We start from the raw sequence: 21529 nt of genomic DNA on the forward strand, positions 1-21529 counted from the left end.
AATCGCTGTCGCGGATAGGTGGTCGACGCCGAGACGTCGTCCGAGTGGCAGGCCGTAATGAAGCGCGTGCGGTCAATCGCACCGCACCAACGGCGGATTGCACCGGTACACGCGGACCTCTTCGCGCAGCTTGCGGCGACGGTGAATTCTGTGCGGTTCATCACACCGCGAGAACCATATGGCGTGTTCATCCACGGACGGCATGGCAGACTGTCGCTGGCGAGGTGGCAAGCGTCCCGAGGTGCAGCCTTGCAGGATGGCGAAGACTTAAGGTCCGAAAACGAGCGCTTACGATCTCGGATTTCCCGGCTTACCGAGGCAATCCTTCGGATCAGTCAACACCTGGAGCTTGAGGCGGTGCTGCAGGATGTCGCCGATAGCGCGCGATCGCTCACGGAGGCGCGCTACGCCGCAATCACCACCATGGACGACTCGGGCGAGTTCCAGGACCTGGTCTTCTCGGGTATGACCGCCGACGAAATTGAGCAGACGCTGGCGTTCGCGGATGGCCCGGCGCTCTTGCAATACCTCAGCGGACTGCAGAAGCCCCTGCGCACGCGGGACTTCGTGGCCCACGTCAAGCTGGCCGGATTTCCCGATTTCACTCCGCACATTGGCACGTTCTTGAGCGCTCAGATCGGTGAGGGGGGCAACCAGGTCGGCACGATATTCATCGGCGAGAAGAATCACGGCCTGGACTTCACCCTCGAGGACGAAGAGACCCTCGAGATGTTCGCCGCCCAGGCGGCAACGGCCATCACGAACGCCCGGCGCTACGGCGACGAGCAGCGGGCGAAGGCCGACCAGGCAGCCCTGGTCGACACCTCGCCCGTGGGGGTGCTGGTCGTCGACGCGACGACGCGGGAGATCGTGCAGTTCAACGAAGAAGCGCGCCGCATGGCCGGCGGGATGAACTTACAGAACCAGAACTATGAGCAGATGGTTTCGCTGCTGAGCGCTCGGCGTATCGATGGACGGGAGATTCCCCGCGGTGAAGTGCCCGTGGTTCGGGCCCTCAGCAGCGGCGAAACCGTGCGCGCCGAGGAGATCGTCATTCACCGCCCGGATGGCCAAACGGTGACGACGCTCGTGAACGCGACCCCAATCCGTTCGGAGGACGGGGAGATTGTGTCGGTCGTGGCCACCATTCAGGACATCACGCCGCTGGAGGAGCTGGAGCGCCTGCGCGCCGAGTTCCTCGGCATGGTGAGTCACGAGCTGCGCACGCCCTTGACCTCCATCAAGGGATCGGCCGCAACCGCTCGGAGCGCCTCGGTCCCACTCGACCCCGCGGAGACGCGGCAGTTCTTTCGCATCATCGAGGAACAAGCCGACCACATGCGGGACCTCATCAACAACCTGCTCGATCTGGCCAGGATCGAAGCCGGCACCCTGTCGGTCGCGCCCGAACCCACGGACGTCGCCGACGTCATTCACGGCGCGCGCGACGCCTTCCTCAGCAGCGGCTACCGGAACAGCGTCGCAGTGTCTGTCGAACCGGACCTCCCCCGGATCCCGCTGGATCGCCAGCGAGCGAGCCAAGTCCTCTACAACCTCTTCTCCAATGCATCGAAATACTCGCGCGAGTGGTCCGCGATACGCGTCACCGCCTCGCTTCAGGACCCGTACGTGGCCGTGAGAGTCGCGGACGAGGGACGGGGAATCTCAGCCGAGCAACTCCCCCGCCTGTTCAGCAAGTTCTCGCGGATCGACTTCGAGCATGGTCCGGAAGTCGAGGGGGCCGGCCTCGGCCTGGCGATCTGCCGCGGCATCGTGGAGGCGCACGGCGGGCGCATCTGGGCCGAGAGCGACGGCGAGGGCCGGGGCACCCGCTTCACGTTTACGCTGCCCGCGGTCGACACGATGGCCGAACCGTCCGCGAGCCCCGCCACGGCGACCGCGCCCGGAGCGTCCGCCGGGTGGGAACGCGTCCTCGCCGTCGACGACGATCCCCAGGTGTTGCGCTACGTGCGCAATGTTCTCTCGGAAGCCGGCTACTCGGTCACCGTCACCAGCGAACCGGATGAATTCGACCGCCTCATCGAGGCCGAGCAGCCGCACCTGGTCCTGCTGAACCTGATGCTGCCCGGCACCAGCGGATTCGAGCTGATCACGCGCATTCCCAACGTGTTCGAAGTTCCGGTCATCTTCCTGTCCGGTCGCGGCCGGGAACAGGACTTTGCCCAAGCCTTCGAAATGGGCGCCGCCGACTATCTGGTCAAGCCGTTTGCGCCAACCGAGCTCGTGGCACGCATCCGGGCGGCGCTGCACAAGCGGTCCGTCTACCGCCAGGCCCAGGCGGTAGAGCCCTTCCGCATTGGCAACCTCACCATCAACTATCTGGAACGCACCGTCACAGAGGCGGGCCGTCCAATCACGCTCACGCCCACCCAATTCAAGCTGCTGGCGGAGCTTTCCAACAATGCCGGACGGGTCCTCTCGCACGACGAGTTGCTCCGAAGTGTCTGGGGGCCGGGCCATTCGGCCGATCAGCCGCTGCTGCGGTCGTTCGTCAAGAGCCTGCGCAGCAAGCTCGGGGACAACGCGAGAGACCCCGTCTACATCTTCACCGAGTCGGGAGTCGGCTACCGCCTGGCAAAGCCGTAGCGGCTCTCGACACGCCGGCCGATCAGACCGTGCCGGAGCGCCTAGACCGCGGGCAGGCGGGCGAACTGCTCGGCCGGGACACCCGGAGTCTTGGCCGTCGTGGTCCCGTGGGCAAGCCCACACCATGTGAAACGCGGGGGCGCGGGAAGACTCCCGCGCCCCCGCGCCCGCTGAGCGCTAACTCGGACTTTCGCGCTCACCAAGGTCACGATCCCTTGGCGACCGCTACATGGCCGGTCGAAGCGTCCCCACCGTCCCGGACGCTTCGTCGTCGTCGTCCTTCTTCCTGCGTCGCAGGACGAACAGGAATACTGCCGCCAGGGCACCCAGCATCGCCGCCCAAAGGGACATCTGGTACTTCCACTTCAGCACCGACGCAAGGAGCCCCAGCACCGAGAGAAATCCCGTCCAGGTGACGCTGACGAGCAGGGTCGTTTCGGGCGTCCACGCCACGACGCCCGGCAGCACGCCTACGTTCGCATTGGCCACCGCGAATCCCGCATTCGGCGCCGCGCCTCGCTCGGGCGCGTACACGCCAAAGCCGGCTCGCGTTTGTCCCTCGGCGTTGGATGCGGCGCGTGATTGCAGCGTGGTCACCGTGGGGCTATCGCCGGAACCGTCCGGCGGGCTCGCCGGTCCCGGATTGCCCGGATCGCCACCGGGGTTGCCGGGGTTCCCAGGGCCATTCGGGCTGGTGGGGTCGTCCGGATCGCCGGCGGGCGGCGCGGTGGGTGTGGGCCCAGGCGTGGGCGAAAGGTCCGGCTGCGGGGTGGGCGTTGGCTCAGGCGTGGCCGTCGGCTGCGGCCCAGGCGTAGGCGTCGGCTGTGGCCCGGGCGTGGGAGTCGGCTGCGGCCCGGGCGTCGGTGTCGGTTCAGGCGTGGGCGTGGGCTGAGGCCCAGGAGTCGGCGTCGGGCCAGGCGTGGGTGTCGGCGTCGGCCCAGGCGTGGGCGCAGGCGTCGGGCCGGGCACGGTCTGACCAGGCTCCGCCAAAGACGTGCGACCGAAGCCGACGTCCGACCAGGGGCCCAGACCCTCCACGTTGGCCGCCGCCACCTGAACGACGTAGGAAGTCTCTGGCTCCAGACCTTGGAGCGTGGCCGAGTAGCCGACGCCAACGAAGGTGTGGGAGATCCACTGCGCCGCGCCCACCGCCCGATAGCGGAGGTCGTAGTCCGTGATGTCCGGTCGGCCCTGGTTGGCCGGGGCCGTCCACGTCACGTCCAGCACGCTCGTCGGCTGGGCAGTCGACGGCGCCACCGCCGGCGCGGCCGGCTTGGCCGGCGGCAGCTGGTCAAGCACGTTGATCGTCACGTCCACCGTGGCGTCGATCGACGGGTCCGCCTCGCCCGCCGCGTCCTTGCCGTCGGTCACGCTGACCATGACCTTGTAGGAGGCCGTGGTCTCGTAGTCCAGCACCGCGCCGTCCGCCACGCGAATCTGGCCGGTGGCGGCATCGATGACGAAGGCGTCCGCGCCGGACAGTGCGTAGGTCAGCGCGTCACCGTCGGCATCGGTCGCCGTGACCGGGGCGCCCACGAGCGTGCCGACCGGCGCGTTCTCCGCCACCTTGCGGATCGTCCCGGGGTCGCCGGGTTGGCCTCCGAAGTCTGGCGGGACATTGGATTCTGAGGGCGGGATATCTACCGCAACCACGTCGATGACCACGGTGATGATGGCGTTGACGATGTGATCATCAGACGGACCCGGCTGGGTGTGGCTCGCCCGCACCGTCAGGGTGTGCTGATGCGCGACCGAGTGGTTCAAGCGCGTGCCTTCGGCCACCCGGATCTGCCCGGTGGCGCCGTCGATGGTGAACTCGGCGTGCTCATCACTCGACTGGCGCGCCCTGTCTTGCACGATGGCATAGGCGAGCGTGTGGCCCTGCGCGTCGGTGGTCGTGACGGGGGCGCCCACCGGGGCGCCTGCCGGCGCATCCTCGGACACTTCCCGGCTGGCGGTCAGCAGCGCGGGCCCGGTGATGCCGGTGCCGCTTTCCGACCAGGGGCTCTCACCCTCATCGTTTCTGGCCAGCACCTGCACCTCGTAGACCGTGCCCGGCGCGAGGCCGCTGATGACGGTCCCAGGCTTCGCGCCGTCGAAGGGGTGGTCTATCCAGTCATTGGGCCCCCTGGCGCGGTAGCGAACGTCGTAGTCGGTCGTGGCCGGCACCCCTTGCACGGCGATGTCCGACCAATCCACGTCCAGTGACGTTGCGGGGGCCGTGGCGGTCGGCTCCGCCCGCGGCGCGTCCGGTCGGTGCGGCGGCTCGGCCACGTCGACCACGGTGATGGTCACCGTCACTTCGGCGTCGACGCTGTGGTCGTCGTCCGCCCACGTGATGTCCAGGCCGTCGCTGACCTCGATGACCACGGTGTAGGAATCACCGGCCTCGTGGTCCAGGAGCGCCCCCGTGGCCACGCTGAGCTGCCCGGTGCCCGCGTCCAGGGCGAAGAGGGACGACGCCTCCCGCAGGGTGTAGGTGAGCGCGTGCCCGTCGCGGTCGATGGCCGTTATCGGATTGCCCAGCAGGGTTCCCGCCGGCGAGTTCTCCGGCACCGAGCGCTCTCGGGTCAGGGCGACGAATTGGGGCGGACTGTTGTTTCCGATCGTGGATCCTCTACCGGGCGCCGACCAGTCGCCGGCGCTGTCGGCGTTGCGCGCCCGCACCCGGACCTCGTAGGCCGTCTCGGACGTCAGGCCGGTGAGCGTCGTGTAGGTCCCCGCGCTGGTGAAGGGGCGGTCCGTCCAGCTGTCGTCACCCTGCTTCCGATACTCCACGTCGTAGTCGACGATGGGCAGGCCGGTGCCGGTGTCCGGCGCCGTCCAGGCCACGTCGAGCACGGTCATGGCATTGGCCAAAGGCGACGTCACCGACGGACGATCCGGCGCCGGCGGCGAGAGATCGACGTTCACCGACCACTGCCGCGCCGCCCTGTTGTCCCATCCGGCGTAGTCTTCGAACTCGCCGGAGGCAATATTCACGGTCAACCGTCCGCTGCGTGTGGGGGTAATGTCCGCCTCGTAACGCCACTGGCCCACCTGCCGGAATTCGGTCACCCGTCCGTTGACGACGGTCAGGTCATCCGCAGCGAAATCGACAATGTTTTCGGTTACCAGAATGTGTATGCCGAAGGGCCCACGCTGAGTCGTCGTCGGACCGGTGATGCGATGCACGCGCGGTCGATCGGCGTCCGAGTAGACCTCGAAGTACGCCCCGAGCCCGCGCCAGTTGACCCAAATCCGGGTTCGGTAGGGCCAGGTGCCCCATCGATATCCGTAGTACTCGGGCGTCAGGGTGAAGGTCGCGGTGTTTCCCTCGACGCTGACGGGTACGGGGGTCTCCGAGTTCCAAGGCCTGAAGCTGAAGTCGTCGCCGGGCGGCTGGGAGAACGTGGCCACGACCTCGAATGAGTCCCAGCTCAAGCGGGTCCCAGAGGGGCCTTCGAGCCTGAGCCACAGATACGTCGAAGTCTTGGAGGTGTCCGTTCGCGGGGCGAGATCGCCGTTGCCGGCGACGGCCGCGTCCGCCGCTACCGTGACCGTGACATCGCCCTCGCCGTCGGGCGTCACCTTGGCGGTGTAGACCGCGCCGCTGCCCGACAAGTCCCCCAGCGTGCCGTTTTCAACGGTGACGTCTGAGGCGTCGAAGCCGGTCACATCCGTCCCGAATGTGAAGGTCACGTTGAGCGGTTGCAGCTTTATGAACCTCTCCGGCAGGTCGATCGCGACCGTATACGCGAGCGTCAGCTCGATCGTGACGTCAATCACGGCCGGCCGGCCCTGCACGGTGTAGTTCACCTGGCCCGTGTAGGAGCTCTTGGTCGCGTAGTCCAACGTGGCGCCTTCCGCCACGCTGATCTGGCCGCTGGCCGTGTCGATGACGAAGTTGCCGGAGTCCGCCGCCTCGCCCGTCAGCGTGTAAGTCAGCGCATCGTCGGTCTGATCGTCGCCGTCGTCGTAGGGCGTCCCGGTTATCGGGTCGCCCACCGGCGTGCCGGCCGGGGAGTTCTCACCGACGTACCGGCGCACGGAGTCGGTGACCGTGACCGTCACCGTGCGGGAGACATACCCGCCGTACCCGTCATGCGCCCCGTAGGTAAGCGTCGACGAGCCGGGATTGATGCCTTCGACGTTGAGCGTGGCCGCCTCTTCGCCAGAGCCGATGTCCGTATCGGAGATTCCGACGCCGAGCACGCCCGGGTACTCCGCAGAGGCGGCGAAACTCAGCGCGTCACCGTCGGGGTCGAGGAAATAGCCGGTCTCGATCGGCTCGTTGAATTCGGTGGCCCGCACGATCTCGCGATCCTGCAGAGCGTCCGCGGTTGTCGTCGGCGGTCGATTGGCCTGCCCTTCCCCGGTGTCCGACCAGGGGCCTTCGCCTTCGAGAGCCGTGAGCGCGCGCACCTGGAATCCGTAAGTCGCGCCCGCCTCCAAGTCCGGCAGGTTGATGCTCAGCGTCGCTGCCGACAGCTTGCTGGTGACAGCCTCGTTGACGTCGGTGTACGTGTACGCCGTCCACGCCTCGGGGGTCTCGCCGTCGGCGACCTGCTTGCGGTATTGGACCTCGTAACCGGTGATGGTGGCGCCATTGGCGTCGGGCGCCGTCCAGGTCACATCGAGGGCCGGGGCCGTCGGCTCGTCGAATTGCGTGCGCGTCACCGTGGGCGCGTCCGGCTTGCCGGCCTCGGCGTCGGTCACGTTGATGGTCAGGTTGATGGCCGTCGCATACCCGTTGACCGTGTACTCGACCTTGCCCGTGTAGGAACTCTTGGTCTCGTGGTCCAGGTTGGCGTCTTCTTGGACGCTGATCTGGCCGGTTGCGGAGTCGATGACGAAAGCCCCGGACGTGGCCGCCTCGCCGGTCAGCGTGTAGGTCAGCGCATCGTTGGTCGCATCGTCGCCGTCGTCGTAGGGCGTCCCGGCCACCGGGTCGCCCACCGCCGTGCCGGCGGCGGAGTTCTCGGCGACGCTCCGGGTTTCATTCGCGGTTCCGGTCAATTTGAAGGTGCGCGACGCGTATCCGCCGTAGGCGTCATGCGCGCCGTAGGTGATGGTGGTCGTACCCGGATTGCGGATGAGTGAGTAGATGTCTGCCCCGTCCATGCGAACGCTGACTACGCCGGGGAGGTTTGACGAGGCGGAGTAGCTCAGCGTGTCGCCATCGGCGTCTTGGAAGACGTTGCCGATACTCCCAGCAACCTCGCGGCCCCACGTCCCGGTGTAGTCGGTGAGGAACCAGGCGGTGAGATTCGGCAGGCGGTTGGCCCGCCCCTCGCCGCTGGCCGACCAGGGACCGTGGCCTTCCTTGGCAGTGGTCGCGCGCACCTGGAATTCATAGGTCGCGCCGGCTTCCAGGTCCGGCACGGTGACGCTCAGCGTCGATGCCGGCAGTATGACGATGACACGCTCGTTGGCGTCGGTATAGGTGTACGCCGTCCAGGCGTTGGGGGTCTCGCCGTCAGCGACCTGCTTGCGGTACTGGACTTTGTAGCCGTCGATGGTGGTGCCGTTGGCATCGGGAGCGGTCCAGGCCACGTCCAGCCCCGGGTTGGTCGGCTCGCTGTACTCCGTGCGCGCCAGCGTGGGCGCGTCGGGTTGGCCGGCCTCGACGTCGGTCACGTTGATGGTGACGTTCGCGACGGCCTCCTGGCCCTGCACGGTCCACTTCACCTTGCCGGTGTAGGAGCTCTTGGTTTCGTAGTCCAGGTTGGCGTCTTCCTGGACGCTGATCTGGCCGGTGGCGGAGTCGATGACGAAAGCCCCGGAGGTCGCCGCCTCACCCGTCAGCGTGTAGGTCAGCGCATCGTCGGTTTCATCGTCGCCGTCGTCGTAGGGCGTTCCGGTGACCGGAGCGCCCACCGCCGTGCCGGCGGGGGAGTTCTCGGCAACCGACCGCGCCACATTCAGAATGGCCGTCATTGTTACGGTGCGAACGAGGTGGCCCCCATATCCGTCGTGTGCTTCGTAGTAGAAGATGGACGTACCTGGATTATTGAAGCCGCCTACCATGCACTGTTGTCCACCTTTAGTCTCCAGCCACACGCGAGCTATGCCGGAATACTCCACGGACACCGCATAGCTCAACGAATCCCCTTCTGGATCGCTGAAAAAAGCGGGCATGCAGCGCTTGGGGGCGAAATAGAGCTTCGCGTTCAATCCAGTTTGATCTGCTATGTAGATCCCAGTGGCAGCCGGCGGACGGTTGGCCCGTCCCGATCCGATGTCCGACCAGGGGCTGGGGCCTTCCTTGGACGTGAGCGCCCGCACCTGCACCTCGTAGGTCGCGCCGGCCTCCCGATCGGTTAGGGCAAGGCTGGCCCGCTTCAGCACCACTACCTTTCCGGATATGGGCTCGGTGTAGGCCGTCCACTCCTCGGGAGTTTCACCGTCGGCGACCTGCTTGCGGTACTGCGCCTCGTAGCCAACGATGCTCGCGCCGTTGGCGTCCGACGCCGTCCAGGTGACGTCCAGCGCCGGGTTGGACTCTTCCTCGAACCTCGTGCGCGTCACCGTGGGCGTTCCGGGTGTGCCGGCTTCGATGTCGATCACCTGGATGGTGACGTCGGCGTAGGCTTCCTGCTCCTGCACGGTCCAGCTCACGCGCCCCGTGTAGGAGCTCTTGGCCTCGTAGTTGATGGTGGCGCCCTGCTTGACGCTGATCTGCCCGCTAGCCGAGTCGATCGTGAAGGCGTTCGACGTCGCCGCCTCACCCGTCAGTGAGTAGGTCAGCGCATCGTCGGTCTGATCGTCGCCGTCGTCGTAGGGCGTCCCGGTCACCGGGTCGCCCACCGCCGTCCCGGCGGCGGAGTTCTCGGCCACGCTTCGGCGCACATCCGCGCCGTTGAAGGCGTCAGCGGAGCCGCTGACGTCGATGGTCTTCGAGGCGTAGCCGCCGTACCCGTCAGACACCCCGTAGGTGACCGTTGACGTCGACGGATTGAGGACGTGGATCCGCAGCTTGTCGGAGTTTTCGCCCTCGATACCGACCCTGAGCACGCCGGGATACTGGGCCGAGGCCGAGTAGGTCAGCGTGTCGCTGTCGTCGTCCGCGAATTTGTCGTTGAGCGTTCTGACGGAGTCGGCTCCGCCCCACAACAGGGTGTAGCTCGGTTGGAGATTGGGCGCTTCCGTGGACCGCGGGGGCCGGTTGGCATGGCCCGACCCGGTGTCCGACCAGGGGCTGGGACCTTCCATGTTGGTGAGCGCGCGCACCTGGATCTCATAGGTCGCGCCCGCGTCGAGGTCGGGCAGCGTCACGCTGGTGGCCGTCGCGGGCAGCGAGCTCGTGACGTCGCCGCCGGAGTTGGTGTAGGTGTAGGTCGTCCACGCATTGGGCGTCGCGCCATCGACGACCTTCGTGCGGTACTGAACCTCGTAACCGGTGATGGTGGCGCCGTTGGCGTCCGACGCCGTCCAGGTGACGTCCAGCGCCGGATTGCTGGGCTCGCTGAAAGCCGTCCGCGTCACCGTGGGCGTGCCGGGGGCCCCGGCCTCGATGTCAATCACCTCAATGGTGACGTCGGCGAAGGCTTCCTGCTCTTGGACGGTCCAATTCACCCGCCCCGTGTAGGAGCTCTTGGCCTCGTAGTCGATGGTTGCGCCCTGCTTGACGCTGATCTGGCCGGTGGCCGAGTCAATGGTGAAGGCGTTCGACGTTTCCGCCTCGCCGGTCAGCGTGTAGGTCAGCGCATCGTCGGTCTGATCGTCACCGTCGTCGTAGGGCGTCCCGGTCACCGGGTCGCCAACCGCCGTTCCGGCGGCGGAGTTTTCGGGCACGCTTCGGCTTAGATCCGCGCCGTTGATGGCCTCGGCGGAGCCGCTGACGTCGATGGTCTTCGAGGCGTAGCCGCCGTACCCGTCGGTCACCCCGTAGGAGACCGTTGACGTCGACGGATTGAGGACGTGGATCCGCAGCTTGTCGGAGTTTTCGCCCTCGATACCGACCCTGAGCACGCCGGGATACTGGGCCGAGGCCGAGTAGGTCAGCGTGTCGCTGTCGTCGTCCGCGAACTTGTCGTTGAGCGTCCTGACGGAGTCGGCTCCGCCCCACAGAAGGACATAGCTAGGTTGGAGGTTGGGCGCTTCCGTGGAGCGCGGCGGCCGGTTGGCCCGGCCGGAGCCGGTGTCCGACCAGGGGCCCTCGCCCTCCCCGCTGGTGACCGCGCGTACCTGCGCCTCGTAGGTCGCGCCGGCCTCGAGGTTGGACAGGGTGAGGCTCGTCGCCGCGGCGCCCAGCGCGCCGCTGTACGCCGTCCAATCGGCGGCTTCCTCACCGTCGGCGGCCTTCTTCCGGTACTGCGCCTCGTAGCCGGTGATGGTCAGTCCGTTGGCCGCAGGCGCCGTCCAACTCACGTCCAGCCCCGGGTTGGTCGGCTCGCTGTACTCCGTGCGCGCCAGCGTGGGCGCGTCGGGCTTGCCGGCCTCCACGTCCGTCACCTTGATGTTGACGGTGATGACGGCGGCGTTGCCATCCACGGTGTAGTGCACCTCGCCCCGGTAGAACTTGGCGATCACCTGGCCGTTGAATGTTTCGGTCTCCCGGCTGGAATCGTCGGTCTCGTAGTCCAGCGTCGCGCCCTGCGCCACGCTGATCTGGCCGCTCGCGGAGTCGATGACGAACCTTCCGGAGTCCTTCGCCTTACCCTTCAGCGTGTAGCTCAGCGCCACGCCGTTGTACGGCGTCCCCGTCACCGGGTTCCCCACCGCCGTGCCGGCGGCGGAGTTCTCGGCGATCTCCCGACTGGTCTTCGCGGTGATGCCGATGGTCGCGGTGCGAGTCACGGACCCGCCGTATGGGTCGGTGGCGGTGTAGGTCACCTTCGACGAGCCCTGATTGAGCAGCGTCACTCGCAATTGGGCCTGCCCCGCGTCACCGGACAGGCTGACCCCGAGCAAGGCCGGATGCTGTGCGGCGGCCGCATAGGTCAGCGCATCGCCATCCGCGTCGGCGAACATGACCCCCAGCGCGCCGTTCCCAGTCTCGTTGTAATCGGCAGTTGAGCCCACCGAGAACGTGCCGCCATTGAAGAGTGCGCTGGTCGCGGTCGGCGGGCGGTTGGACTGGCCGGTCCCGGTGTCCGACCAGGGGCCGGCGCCCTCGTTGCTCTGCACCCGCACCTGCACCTCGTAGGTCGCCCCCGCCTCGAGGTCCGCCAGGGTCAGATTCGTCGCCGTGGCGTCCAGCGCGCCGCTGTACGCCGTCCAATCGGCGGGGTCCTCACCCTGCGCGGCCTGCTTGCGGTACTGCGCCTGATAGCCGCTGATCGTCACCCCGGCAACCGACGACGGCGCCGTCCAGCTCACGTCCAGCCCCGGGTTCGAAGGCTCGCTGTACTCGGTTCGACTCACCGTCGGTGCGCCGGGCTTGCCGGCCTCGACATCCGTCACCTTGATGTCGACCTTGATGACGGCAGCGTGGCCGTCGACCGTGTAATGCACCTCGCCCCGGTAGAACTTGGCGATCACCTGGCCGTTCCAGGTCTCGGTCTCCCGGTGGGAATCGTCGGTCTCGTAGTCCAGCGTCGCGCCCTGCGCCACGCTGATCTGGCCGCTGGCCGAGTCGATCACGAACTTTCCGGAGTCCTTGGCGTTGCCCTTCAGGGTGTAGCTAAGTGCCACACCGTTGTAGGGCGTCCCCGTCACCGGGTTCCCGACCGCCGCGCCGGCGGCGGAATTCTCGGCAATCTCCCGGCTTTCCTCCGCGGTGATGCCGATGGTCGCGGTGCGGGTCACCGACCCGCCGTAAGGGTCGGTGGCCGTGTAGGTCACGTTCGACGAGCCCTGATTGAGCAGGGTGGCCCGTAAATGGGCCTGCCCGGCGGCGCCGGACAGGCTGATCCCGACCAAGGCCGGATGCTGCGCCGCGGCGGAATAGGTCAGCGCGTCGCCGTCGGCGTCGGCGAACATGACCCCCAGCGCGCCGTTTCCGGTCTCGCGGTAGTCAACTTTGGTGCCGACCGAGAAGGTGCCGCCATTGAAGAACGCGCTGGTCGCGGCCGGCGCCCGGTTGGACCGGCCCGAGCCGGTGTCCGACCAGGGGCCGCGCGCTTCGTTGTTCAGCGCGAGCACCTGCACCTCGTAGGTCGCGCCCGCCTCCAGGTCCGACAGCGTCAGGCTCGTCGCCGTGGCGCCCAGCGTGCCGCTGTACGCCGTCCACTCCGCGGGATCGTCGCCTTCCGCGGCCTTCTTGCGGTACTGCGCCTCGTAGCCGGTAGGAGTCGCGCCGCTGGCCGGGGCGGTCCAGGTCACGTCCAGCGCCGGGTCGGTGGGCTCGCTGAACGTCTTCCGTGTCAGAGTCGGCGTGCCGGGCTTCTCCGGAGCGGAGGCGCCCTGCACCTGGAGCGCCGTCGCACGGATGACGATCCGGAACGACACAGCGACCTGGGCGCCGTTCGCGTCCGTGGCGGTGTAGATCATGGAGTGCTCGCCGCGCTCGCTCGGGGTTCCGGTGAGGCCGCGGCTGGCCGGGTCGAAGGACAATCCCGCGGGCGGGTCCGGCGACAGGGCGTAAGTGAAGCCACCGGCCCCGCCGGCGGCTTCGGGCAGCGTCTGCGTGCCGATGTCCTCGCCCTTGTCGAAGTCGTATCGGCTCAAAGCGACCGGGAAGTAGGGCGGCTGCTCAGTCTTGGCCGTGGACTCAGGCGTCGACTTCGTCGTGGGTGTGGCTGTCGGCTCGGGCGTCGGCTCGGGCGTCGGTTCGGGAGTCGGCTCGGGAGTCGGTTCGGGCGTGGGCTCGGGGGTGGGCTCGGGCGTTGGTTCGGGGGTGGGCTCGGGCGTTGGTTCGGGGGTCGGTTCAGGCGTTGGTTCGGGCGTGGGCTCGGGTGTGGGAGTCGTGTTCGATTCGGTCGTTGTCTCTTGCGCGGCGACTGCGGGCGGGGCGAAGGACACCAGAAGCGCCCAGGCCACCGCGGCTAGAATGCAGGCGATCACCGCCACGTGAAGGGCTCGGCCCCCCAGACTCCGTCCACTCATACGCTCGCTCGCCCCCCTGCGTCACCGGTTTCCATTGCCGATCGGCAACGGATGACCTGATCAACGATTGCTCGCCGCAATCGGTGTGAAAAGCAATACATGCGGGAGACAGTGCATGTGTTACACAGTATTTGTCAAATGCAAATACTGAGAAAGGCATCCATTGCAAGCGCAACATCGTCGTTGGCGCACAGCGTTGGCCCAGCGGCCAGGTGATGGCGGAAGCAGTCGCCGCCAACAGCGGACGGCAACCGAATGCGGGCAGCTCGAGGTGGAGGCGCCTGGACTTTCCGTCGGTCAGGCGCGGGAGATGCTCGGGCGCTCCGTGAGTCGGGCGATGCCGCCGACGTCGAGCAGAATTTCGATTCCGAGCCTTCTGGCCGGCCGCCGCCCGACGGCTACGCCCCTAGGCGTCCACGGTCGCCGGCCGTCGGGGCCGGCATGCTCAACGTTCTATAATCTCGCGCGGTTGACTAGAGGATGACAGACCTGCAGCAACCCGCACCCGGCGGTCATGACCACCGGCCGGGCGAGCCGCCGTCCTTGGGATTGCGGACGATTCGCCTGAGCACCGCGATCATGAAGGCCTTGGCCGATGAGGCGGCGCCGCACGATCTTCAACCCGTGGAGTTCAACCTCTTGCAGTACTGCGCGGAAACTGGAGAGTGCACCGCGACGCAGTTGGCGCAAGTGCTGCCCGTCGACGCGTCGCGGATCAGCCGCATCGTGACGCGGTTGGTTGAGAAGGATCTCCTGATCAGGCGTCGGCTGCCCCATGACCGGCGCACGGTCATGCTCAGTCTGACCAAGGAGGGAAGGCGCTTGGTTGTGGAGCTCGCCGGGCGCATCCAGACTTACCTGCTCAGGCTCTTGGAGGGATGCGACGAGGGAGAGTTGCTCATGGTCGAGGCCCTCACCGCCCAAATGCAGACCAACTATGTGGCCATGCTCGAGTCCCAGTAGCGCCAACAGGCGCCGTCCCAAGAACATCGCAGTCCTGGGTGCGGCCGAGCCCTCCTCGGGCCGCCGTTAGGTCCGTTAGGTCGAGCACCGCGACCGTCGCCGACACTTCGCGCCGATTCCCTGAGGAGTCCCGCGCGACCTGACAGTGCCGCCGCCCGGATCACGGCCTCCGTCGGTTCGCGTTCGGCCTGGTCGCGGCTACGGCTTGCTGGCGACGGCCTCGCCGAACGCAAGATTGCAAAGAGCCCCGGGATGGTCCTTCCAACGGATATAGGCCTCGCGAATCCGCTCGACCAGCTCGGGGGTCGACGCCCCGTACTTAATGGCCGCCTCCGTGATTTCGGGCGACAGGAACCACTGATTGGCGAAACCGAAGATGAACTCGACGTCCGCCGGCGTGCTGTAGACGTCCCACGATCCGGTGATCTGGATGTGCGCGAACCCGGCCTCGACGAAGTGGGTCTTGAGCTCCTTCCCTATCTGGGGATGCCCGTCGTCGGCCGCGAGCAGGTCTTCGAACATGTCCCACGAACTCCGGAGCACGCCGAAATTTGGCTGGTTGAAGCAGGACGCGCAGATCATCTCCCGGCAGGCAATGAGGCCGCCGGGTTTCAGCACCCGCATTACCTCGGTCAGCACGGCGCCCGTGTCCGGAATGTGCATGAGCACGTTGTGGCAGTGGGCGACATCGAAAGAGTCGTCATCGAAGGGAAGGTTGGTCACGTCGCCAACGTGGAAGATCGCGTTCTCCCGCCCCTGTGATGCGGCGACGGCCCGGGCCAACTCGATCTGCGACGCTTCCATGTCGACGCCGTGCAGCTCACCGGGATCGATGGCCTTGGCCAGACCCACCGAGATGGTGCCCGGTCCGCAGCCGAAGTCGAGCACGCGCAGGCCGGGCCGGAGATATGGCAGCAAATACGCGGCGCTGGCCTCCGCCGTATAGCGCCGCAGGGACTCCAGCATTTCCTGGCTGAATCCCATGGTGTAGTCGGGTGTCGCAGATGTCCCATCGGTCATCATCGTGTAACGGTCCCCTCTTGTTGTCGGCTATCCGCCCTGACGCGCTGCCGGCGGCGGCGCACTCCACGCACTTGGCGTCAGCGAGACGGATGCGCTGCTCATCGCAATGGTTTGTTGGCGATCGCTTCCCCGTAGGCGAGGCCGCAGAAGGCTGCGGGATGGCTCTTCAACTTGCCGTAGGAGGACCGGATGTCGCTGTAGAGCCCCCGCGAGAAGGCGCCGTACTTGATGGCCGCTTCGACGATCTCCTCGGAGAGGAGGAATCGGTCGATGAGGTCATAGATGACGGCGATCTCTTTGGGCGTGCTGTAGGTGCTGAACGACGCGGACATGCGGACGTTCTCGAATCCGGCCTCCACGATGTGGCCCTTCATCTCCTTGCCCATCTGGGGATGCCCGTCGTCGGCGGCGACGAGGTCTTCAAACAGATCCCACGATCGCCGCGTGCCACCGAAATCGGGATACATGAAGCTCGATTCACAGATCATCTCCCGGCACGAAATGATCCCGCCGGGCTTCAGGACGCGCTTCACCTCGGCGAGCACCGCGTGCGTGTCCGGGACATGAATGAGCAGGCGATGGCAGTGGGCCACATCGAAGTAGCCATCCTCGAAGGGAAGGTCGGTCGCATCCCCAACCTGGAATATCGCGTTCTCCACTTTCTTCACCCGCGCTGTCGATCTCGCCAGGGCGACCTGGGACTCTTCCATGTCGACGCCATGCAGCTCGCCGGGCGCCACCGCCTCGGCCAGGCCCACCGAAATGGTGCCCGGCCCGCACCCGAAATCCAGCACGCGAAGGCCTGGCCGGAGATAGGGCAACAGATGCCGGGCGTGGGACTCCGCCGTCGCGCGACCCAGGGCGTCAACGGCTCCCGCGCCGTAGCCCATCGTGTAGTCAGGCGTTGCGGACGTCAGCGTCGCCACCGCGGTCATCGCGTCATCGAGACCCCAATCTCGTATCAAGAAGTATACATAGCTTCCAATCTTTATGAACGGATCACATCGAGAGCGAGGGCGGCAAGAATCGCCAGCGGGCGGCCCTTCACTGAGCCCAACCACGCCTGGTGGCGCTATCGGTCGCAGCCCCGATCTCGTCGACCTGTCGTCTCGGGGACGACCGGCCGTTTCACATTGGCCGGTTGCTTGACCGCGTTGACACCTCGAACATGAATACCTAACAATAGTATAGTGTCAACTGTAAATGCCGATTAACAGATTACCTCGTGCGGAGCAGCAAACAACTGGTCTCGGGAGATCTAAGACAGGTCCCTGAATCAAGCACTCGCAGACGCGGTGCAACGCAGATTATGAACTCCGAAGGCTTGCGACGGGCGGTTCGAATCGGCCTCCGCGGCATCCGTGGGGTCCGCACGACTCTCCCGCATTCGCGGAGACGAAGTGCCGACATCGATCCGACGCCGCCAGCCAATGGGCGGCCGGCGGCAAACAACCCCCATTCACCCGCAGTCCGAAGCTTTGCCGTCGGTCGCCTCACTCCTTGCTCGACGGGGCAATGGAGGGCCTAAGCGCCGTCAACATCGCCACCGTGGCCTTTATCGTTTGCTCCCTCGCGGCCCTCGTCGTCAATCTCGTCTACCGCTGGCGCCAACCCGACCCCATCGATGACATGCTGCACCGGGTCAGGAAGCACGATCGCTGACAGGCGTCGTTTCGCCCCAACCCATGCTTTCCGTTCGGCGTGGGATCCGCGCGCGAACTCCCTGGAATCAGCGCGTGGAGCGTTCCCGGGCCCTCGGGTAGTCGCCGCGTTCGCGACGCGCAAGGGCGTGCCGGCGACCCGGCGGCAACTGGCCGCGACCTCAGCGACCGTGGATTCAACCCAACAGCTGCCACGAATGGACGCTCTACGCGACCCTGGCTGGTGGGAGCTATTGCCTCGTACCCGAAATAATTGACAGGCGAATAGTTCTGAGACTATATTCCGCATGTCATCTGATGACCTAATGACCTCGAGATGGCGCGGCCAATTCGATCCCGTCTGCATGACGAAGTGGTTGTGGCGTATACCGGCCGCATCGTGCGGGAAGAGTTGGCCCCCGGCGACTTCCTGCCCCCCGAACCCATCATGGGGGACGAGTTCGGAATCAGCCGTGCGGTCGTCCGAGAGGCTCTTCGGGTCCTCGCCGCGCGCGGCCTGGTGGGAGTTCACCACGGCATAGGCACGATCGTGCGCGAGGCGCACGACTGGAACGTTCTGGACCCTGGGGTCACCGGGGCGTTTCACGAGAGTCCGCAGTTTCCCGCGCTGGTGGACGAGATGCTCGAAGCACGACGCGCGGTTGAGGTCCAGGCGGCGGCGCTTGCCGCGCGTCACGCCGTGCCGGAACACAAGCGCAGAATCGATGAGGCGCTGGCGGCAATCCCCACGGCGATCGGCGACGATCCCGCGCTCTTTAACCAGCGAGACATCGAGCTGCACGCGGCAATCCTCGAGGCCACGGAGAATCGCTTCCTGCATCGCGCGCTCTCACCGCTGTTTCCGCTGCTACGGACCGTAATCCGGCTGTCGACCCTGGGCAGCGAATCGGACCCAGTGGCCTACGCGACCCACGCTCACGGTGAAATCGTCGCCGCCATCATCCGCGAGGACGCCGACGCGGCCGCGGATGCGATGTCGCGACACCTTTTGCGCACCGAGTCCGACATTCGCCGCGCGATGGATCGGCTCCAAAAGGAGTCGGGACGCGGCGTGCCGGACCGCGCCGGCCGGCGGACTGACTCGACCAAATCAACGGAGCAGTCGCTAGTGCTGGAAGGAGGCGCCCATAGCGAATCCTGAGAGGTAAATGGCCGATGTTCGGGATTGTGCCAACGACCAATGCCTGAGGTTCGACGACTCTCGGCAAGATCGAGGGAGTGCCAGGGGGCAAACTCGGTCGCTCTGCCAGCCGCCCGCCGGCGGATAGAACGAGCATTTTCATGCGCACCAAGAATCATGGCGCAGCGAGAGTTTCCTACCCCTGATGCGGGTCGGGCACACCCGACGGCGTTGATTGGGAGGTTGGAGATGCACGCGAAATTGATGTCACGACGACAGGCCCTTCGAGCCGCGATTCTCGGAACGGCTGGGATGGGAGCGGCTGCCGCCTTGGCTGCCTGCGGCGAAGAAAAAATCGTCGAGAAGGTCGTAACGCAGGAAGTGATCAAGGAAGTCGAGGTCATCAAGGAAGTTCCGGTTGAAGTCATGGTCCCCGGAGGCGCCGAGGAGCAGGTCCTGCGATTCGGCACTTCGGCGGAGATGGGCTCCCTGGACAACCAGGCCGACCCGAACTCGGAGCCGAGCCGAGCGGTGATCGCCAACATTCTCGAGAACCTGACGCGCTACGGCTACAAGGCCACGAGCAAGGGAACTCGCACGAAGGACCACAACTCCGTGGTTCCGTGGCTGGCCGAGGGCTACGAGATTGCCGACGACGCCAGGTCGGTCACGTACCGGCTACGTCAGGGAATCACCTTCGGTGACGGTACGCCGCTGACGGCACAGGACGTGGCCTACAGCATGGAGCGGTCGCTCACGATTCCCGGAATCCCGGCCTTCATTCTGGGCGTGATCGGCAACTTCACCGCAGAGACCAAGCCCGAAGTCATTGACGAAATGACCGTGAAGATGCACCTCAACCCCGGGGCGAATTCGTTCACGATTCTGTCGGCGACCGAGATGGGCCCCTATGCGCCGATCATGAACAGCAAGGCGCTGCAGGCCCACGCGACCAGCAACGACCCCTGGGCGCAGGAGTGGGCGGCGACCGTGGAGGGCGCTGCGTCGATCGGCACCGGCCCCTGGATTGTCGAGGAGTTCGAGTCGACGCGCTTCCTCTTGCGCGGCCGGCAGGACTACTGGGGCGGTTCCGACTACTCGGCCCGGCCCGCCGTCGGGGCGATCGAGGGCACCGTCATCACCGATGCCACCCAGCGGGCGCTGCTGCTGCGCGAGGGGGCCATCGACATGACGGAGCAACTGCTGCTGAAGGACTTGAAGGAGTTTGACGACGATCCGGCCTTCACCGTGCACCACGCACCGGGCAGCGAGCATCACTACTTGGCGCTGAACATGAGCGAGCCGCCCTTCGACGATGTGCGCGTGCGTCAGGCGCTCAACCACGCCCTGCCGCGGCAGCAACTCGTCGACCAGTTGACCTTTGGTTTCGCCCGCGCCGCCGAGGGTCCGGTGCCGTCCATCTGCTTTGGCTACCAGCCGTACTACCAGCAGTATGAGTACAACCTGGACAAGGCCAGACAGCTGATCCAGGACGCCGGCCACTCGGACGGCTTCAGCTTCACCGTGAGCCAGGACGAAAGTTCGGCCATCCAGGGGCAGGCGCTGCAAGTGCTGGCGGGCGAGTTGAGCAAGATCAACGTCAACATGGAGATCCAGAGGCTCTCATCGGCGGCGGTCTTGGAAGGCTGCGACCTGCGCGAGGACGGGACCCAGCAAGCCCAGTGCGTCGCGGCGACGATGAACTGGCCGCCCCTGATTTTCGACGCGGCCTACTTCATGATCTTCGGCTACAAGTCCGACTCGCGGTCCAACTGGAGCCGGTGGGGCACGTCCGAGACCGACGACCTGATCACGGCTGCCGTGGCGGAGTTGGATGCGTCGAGCAAGTTCGAGCAAGTCGCCGAGATCCAGCAGCGCATCGCCGACCAATCGCCGCGCGTGCCGTTCCTGGATGTCGATTCACACGTGGTCAGCACGAACAGCGTCGAGGACGTCCGCATCATGGATGTCTGGCCGCGGTTCGAGGACATCCGAGTGACGAGCTGAGGCGCGATTCGGGGAAGTCATCCAGGCGAGGGTCTTGCCAATTCGGGGGAAGGCCCTCGCCCGTCCCCGGCGTTGCCGGCAGCGCCGTGTAGCGACGCGGCTTGAACAGATTGGCTGACTGCGGTCGTGGAAGGGTGCGAGATCAGGAGATGCGAGCGCGATGACGCGACGACGATATTTGGCGCGACGGCTGGCGCTGCTGGTGCTGGTCGTCTTCGGCATCTCGATCGTCGCATTCCTCCTGGTGCACGTGCTCCCCGGCGACCCTGCCCGTTCGCGGCTGGGGGTCTTCGCCACGGAGGAGCTCGTGCAGCTGAAGCGGGCCGAGATGGGTCTCGACAAGTCCCTGCCGGAGCAATACGTCACCTACATGGGCAACGTGTTTCGGGGGGATCTCGGAGATTCGTGGCGCACCCACAATCCGGTGGCCGAGGACTTCGTCGAACGGTTTCCGGCGACCATCGAGCTGGCCCTCGCGGCGTTGCTCCTGGCGGTGGTGCTCGGCGTTTCTCTCGGGGTCGCGGCCGCGTTGCGGCGCAACGGCCCGTTCGATCACCTGGCGACCTTGCTCGGGATCCTGGGCATCTCCGCGCCGGTGTTCTGGATCGGCTTGCTGCTGATCATCGCGTTCGTGACGCAACTGCATGTCCTGCCGGCGCCGCTGGGTCGGCTGGCTTCGGACGTGGATGCGCCCGCGCAGATCACGGGTCTTTACGTGGTCGACAGTCTGCTGACAGCCAATTGGGAGGCCCTGAGATCCAGCCTGCTCTACCTGGTGCTGCCGGCCGTCACGTTGGGCATCCTGCCGTTGGCGCCGATCACGCGCATGACGCGCGCCGCCATGATCGAGGCCTTGGATTCGGACTTCGTGCGGGCGGCGCGGGCGTTGGGCCTCTCCCGCACGCAGGTCGTGCTCAAGATCGCGCTGCGCAACGCGCTGATCCCCGTGGTGTCCATGGTGGGCCTGCAACTGGGATATCTGGTTGGGGGCGCGGTGCTGGTTGAGATCGTCTTCACCTGGAGCGGTATTGGGCTCTATCTGTACCGCAGCGTGATTGGGCTCGACTTCGCGCCCATCCAGAGCCTGGTCCTCATCGTCGGAGTGTTGTTCGCACTGATCAACCTCGCCGTTGACATGCTCTATTTCGCCATCGACCCGCGGATCCGGGTGCGCTGA

Annotated in this window: 9 protein-coding genes; 6 read left to right on the top strand and 3 right to left on the bottom strand. The window is 66.3% G+C overall.

What is annotated here, in order from left to right; genetic code table 11:
- Positions 1-57: 57 nt before the first annotated feature.
- The gene (locus tag OXG33_04020; GenBank protein MCY4113094.1) at positions 58-2607 is read left to right on the top strand and encodes a response regulator; all 2550 of its coding nucleotides are present in this window, start codon (positions 58-60) and stop codon (positions 2605-2607) included.
- Positions 2608-2832: 225 nt separating this feature from the next.
- Here OXG33_04020 and OXG33_04025 read toward each other — a convergent pair whose 3' ends face one another.
- Positions 2833-13542 (bottom strand): fibronectin type III domain-containing protein, encoded by a 10710-nt coding sequence (locus OXG33_04025; protein ID MCY4113095.1) that lies wholly within the window; start codon positions 13540-13542, stop codon positions 2833-2835.
- A 516-nt stretch (positions 13543-14058) separates the two neighbouring features.
- On the opposite strand from OXG33_04025, the gene OXG33_04030 reads away from it, so the two are divergent.
- A complete protein-coding gene (locus tag OXG33_04030; protein ID MCY4113096.1) occupies positions 14059-14541 on the top strand; it encodes a MarR family transcriptional regulator in 483 nt (160 codons plus the stop codon).
- Between the two features lie 198 nt (positions 14542-14739).
- On the opposite strand, the gene OXG33_04035 is transcribed toward OXG33_04030, so the two are convergent.
- Together OXG33_04035 and OXG33_04040 are read right to left on the bottom strand one after the other, a co-directional pair.
- Complete coding sequence (locus OXG33_04035; GenBank protein MCY4113097.1) at positions 14740-15564, bottom strand: class I SAM-dependent methyltransferase; 825 nt, start codon at positions 15562-15564, stop codon at positions 14740-14742.
- A gap of 98 nt (positions 15565-15662) precedes the next feature.
- Entirely contained in the window at positions 15663-16499 is an 837-nt protein-coding gene (locus tag OXG33_04040; protein MCY4113098.1) for a methyltransferase domain-containing protein, read from the bottom strand.
- A 580-nt stretch (positions 16500-17079) separates the two neighbouring features.
- Between OXG33_04040 and OXG33_04045 the strand changes: the two genes are divergently transcribed.
- The 4 genes from OXG33_04045 to OXG33_04060 all read left to right on the top strand — a co-directional run bounded on the left by OXG33_04045 (position 17080) and on the right by OXG33_04060 (position 21529).
- A complete protein-coding gene (locus OXG33_04045) occupies positions 17080-17226 on the top strand; it encodes a hypothetical protein (protein MCY4113099.1) in 147 nt (48 codons plus the stop codon).
- Between the two features lie 357 nt (positions 17227-17583).
- A complete protein-coding gene (locus OXG33_04050) occupies positions 17584-18366 on the top strand; it encodes an FCD domain-containing protein (protein MCY4113100.1) in 783 nt (260 codons plus the stop codon).
- Positions 18367-18609: 243 nt separating this feature from the next.
- Positions 18610-20352: an ABC transporter substrate-binding protein gene (locus tag OXG33_04055; protein ID MCY4113101.1), complete on the top strand. Its 1743-nt coding sequence runs from the start codon at positions 18610-18612 to the stop codon at positions 20350-20352.
- Positions 20353-20512: 160 nt separating this feature from the next.
- A complete protein-coding gene (locus tag OXG33_04060; protein ID MCY4113102.1) occupies positions 20513-21529 on the top strand; it encodes an ABC transporter permease in 1017 nt (338 codons plus the stop codon).

Source organism: Chloroflexota bacterium, assembly GCA_026708035.1.
Classification (GTDB): Bacteria; Chloroflexota; UBA11872; order UBA11872; family UBA11872; genus JAJECS01.

What these genes read in the sequence shown, in the direction of transcription:
- OXG33_04020 (MCY4113094.1), top strand. Translation starts at nt 58, where the DNA reads ATGAAGCGCGTGCGGTCAATCGCACCGCACCAACGGCGGATTGCACCG.
- OXG33_04030 (MCY4113096.1), top strand. Translation starts at nt 14,059, where the DNA reads ATGACAGACCTGCAGCAACCCGCACCCGGCGGTCATGACCACCGGCCG.
- OXG33_04035 (MCY4113097.1), bottom strand. Translation starts at nt 15,564, where the DNA reads ATGATGACCGATGGGACATCTGCGACACCCGACTACACCATGGGATTC.
- OXG33_04040 (MCY4113098.1), bottom strand. Translation starts at nt 16,499, where the DNA reads ATGACCGCGGTGGCGACGCTGACGTCCGCAACGCCTGACTACACGATG.
- OXG33_04045 (MCY4113099.1), top strand. Translation starts at nt 17,080, where the DNA reads ATGGAGGGCCTAAGCGCCGTCAACATCGCCACCGTGGCCTTTATCGTT.
- OXG33_04055 (MCY4113101.1), top strand. Translation starts at nt 18,610, where the DNA reads ATGTCACGACGACAGGCCCTTCGAGCCGCGATTCTCGGAACGGCTGGG.
- OXG33_04060 (MCY4113102.1), top strand. Translation starts at nt 20,513, where the DNA reads ATGACGCGACGACGATATTTGGCGCGACGGCTGGCGCTGCTGGTGCTG.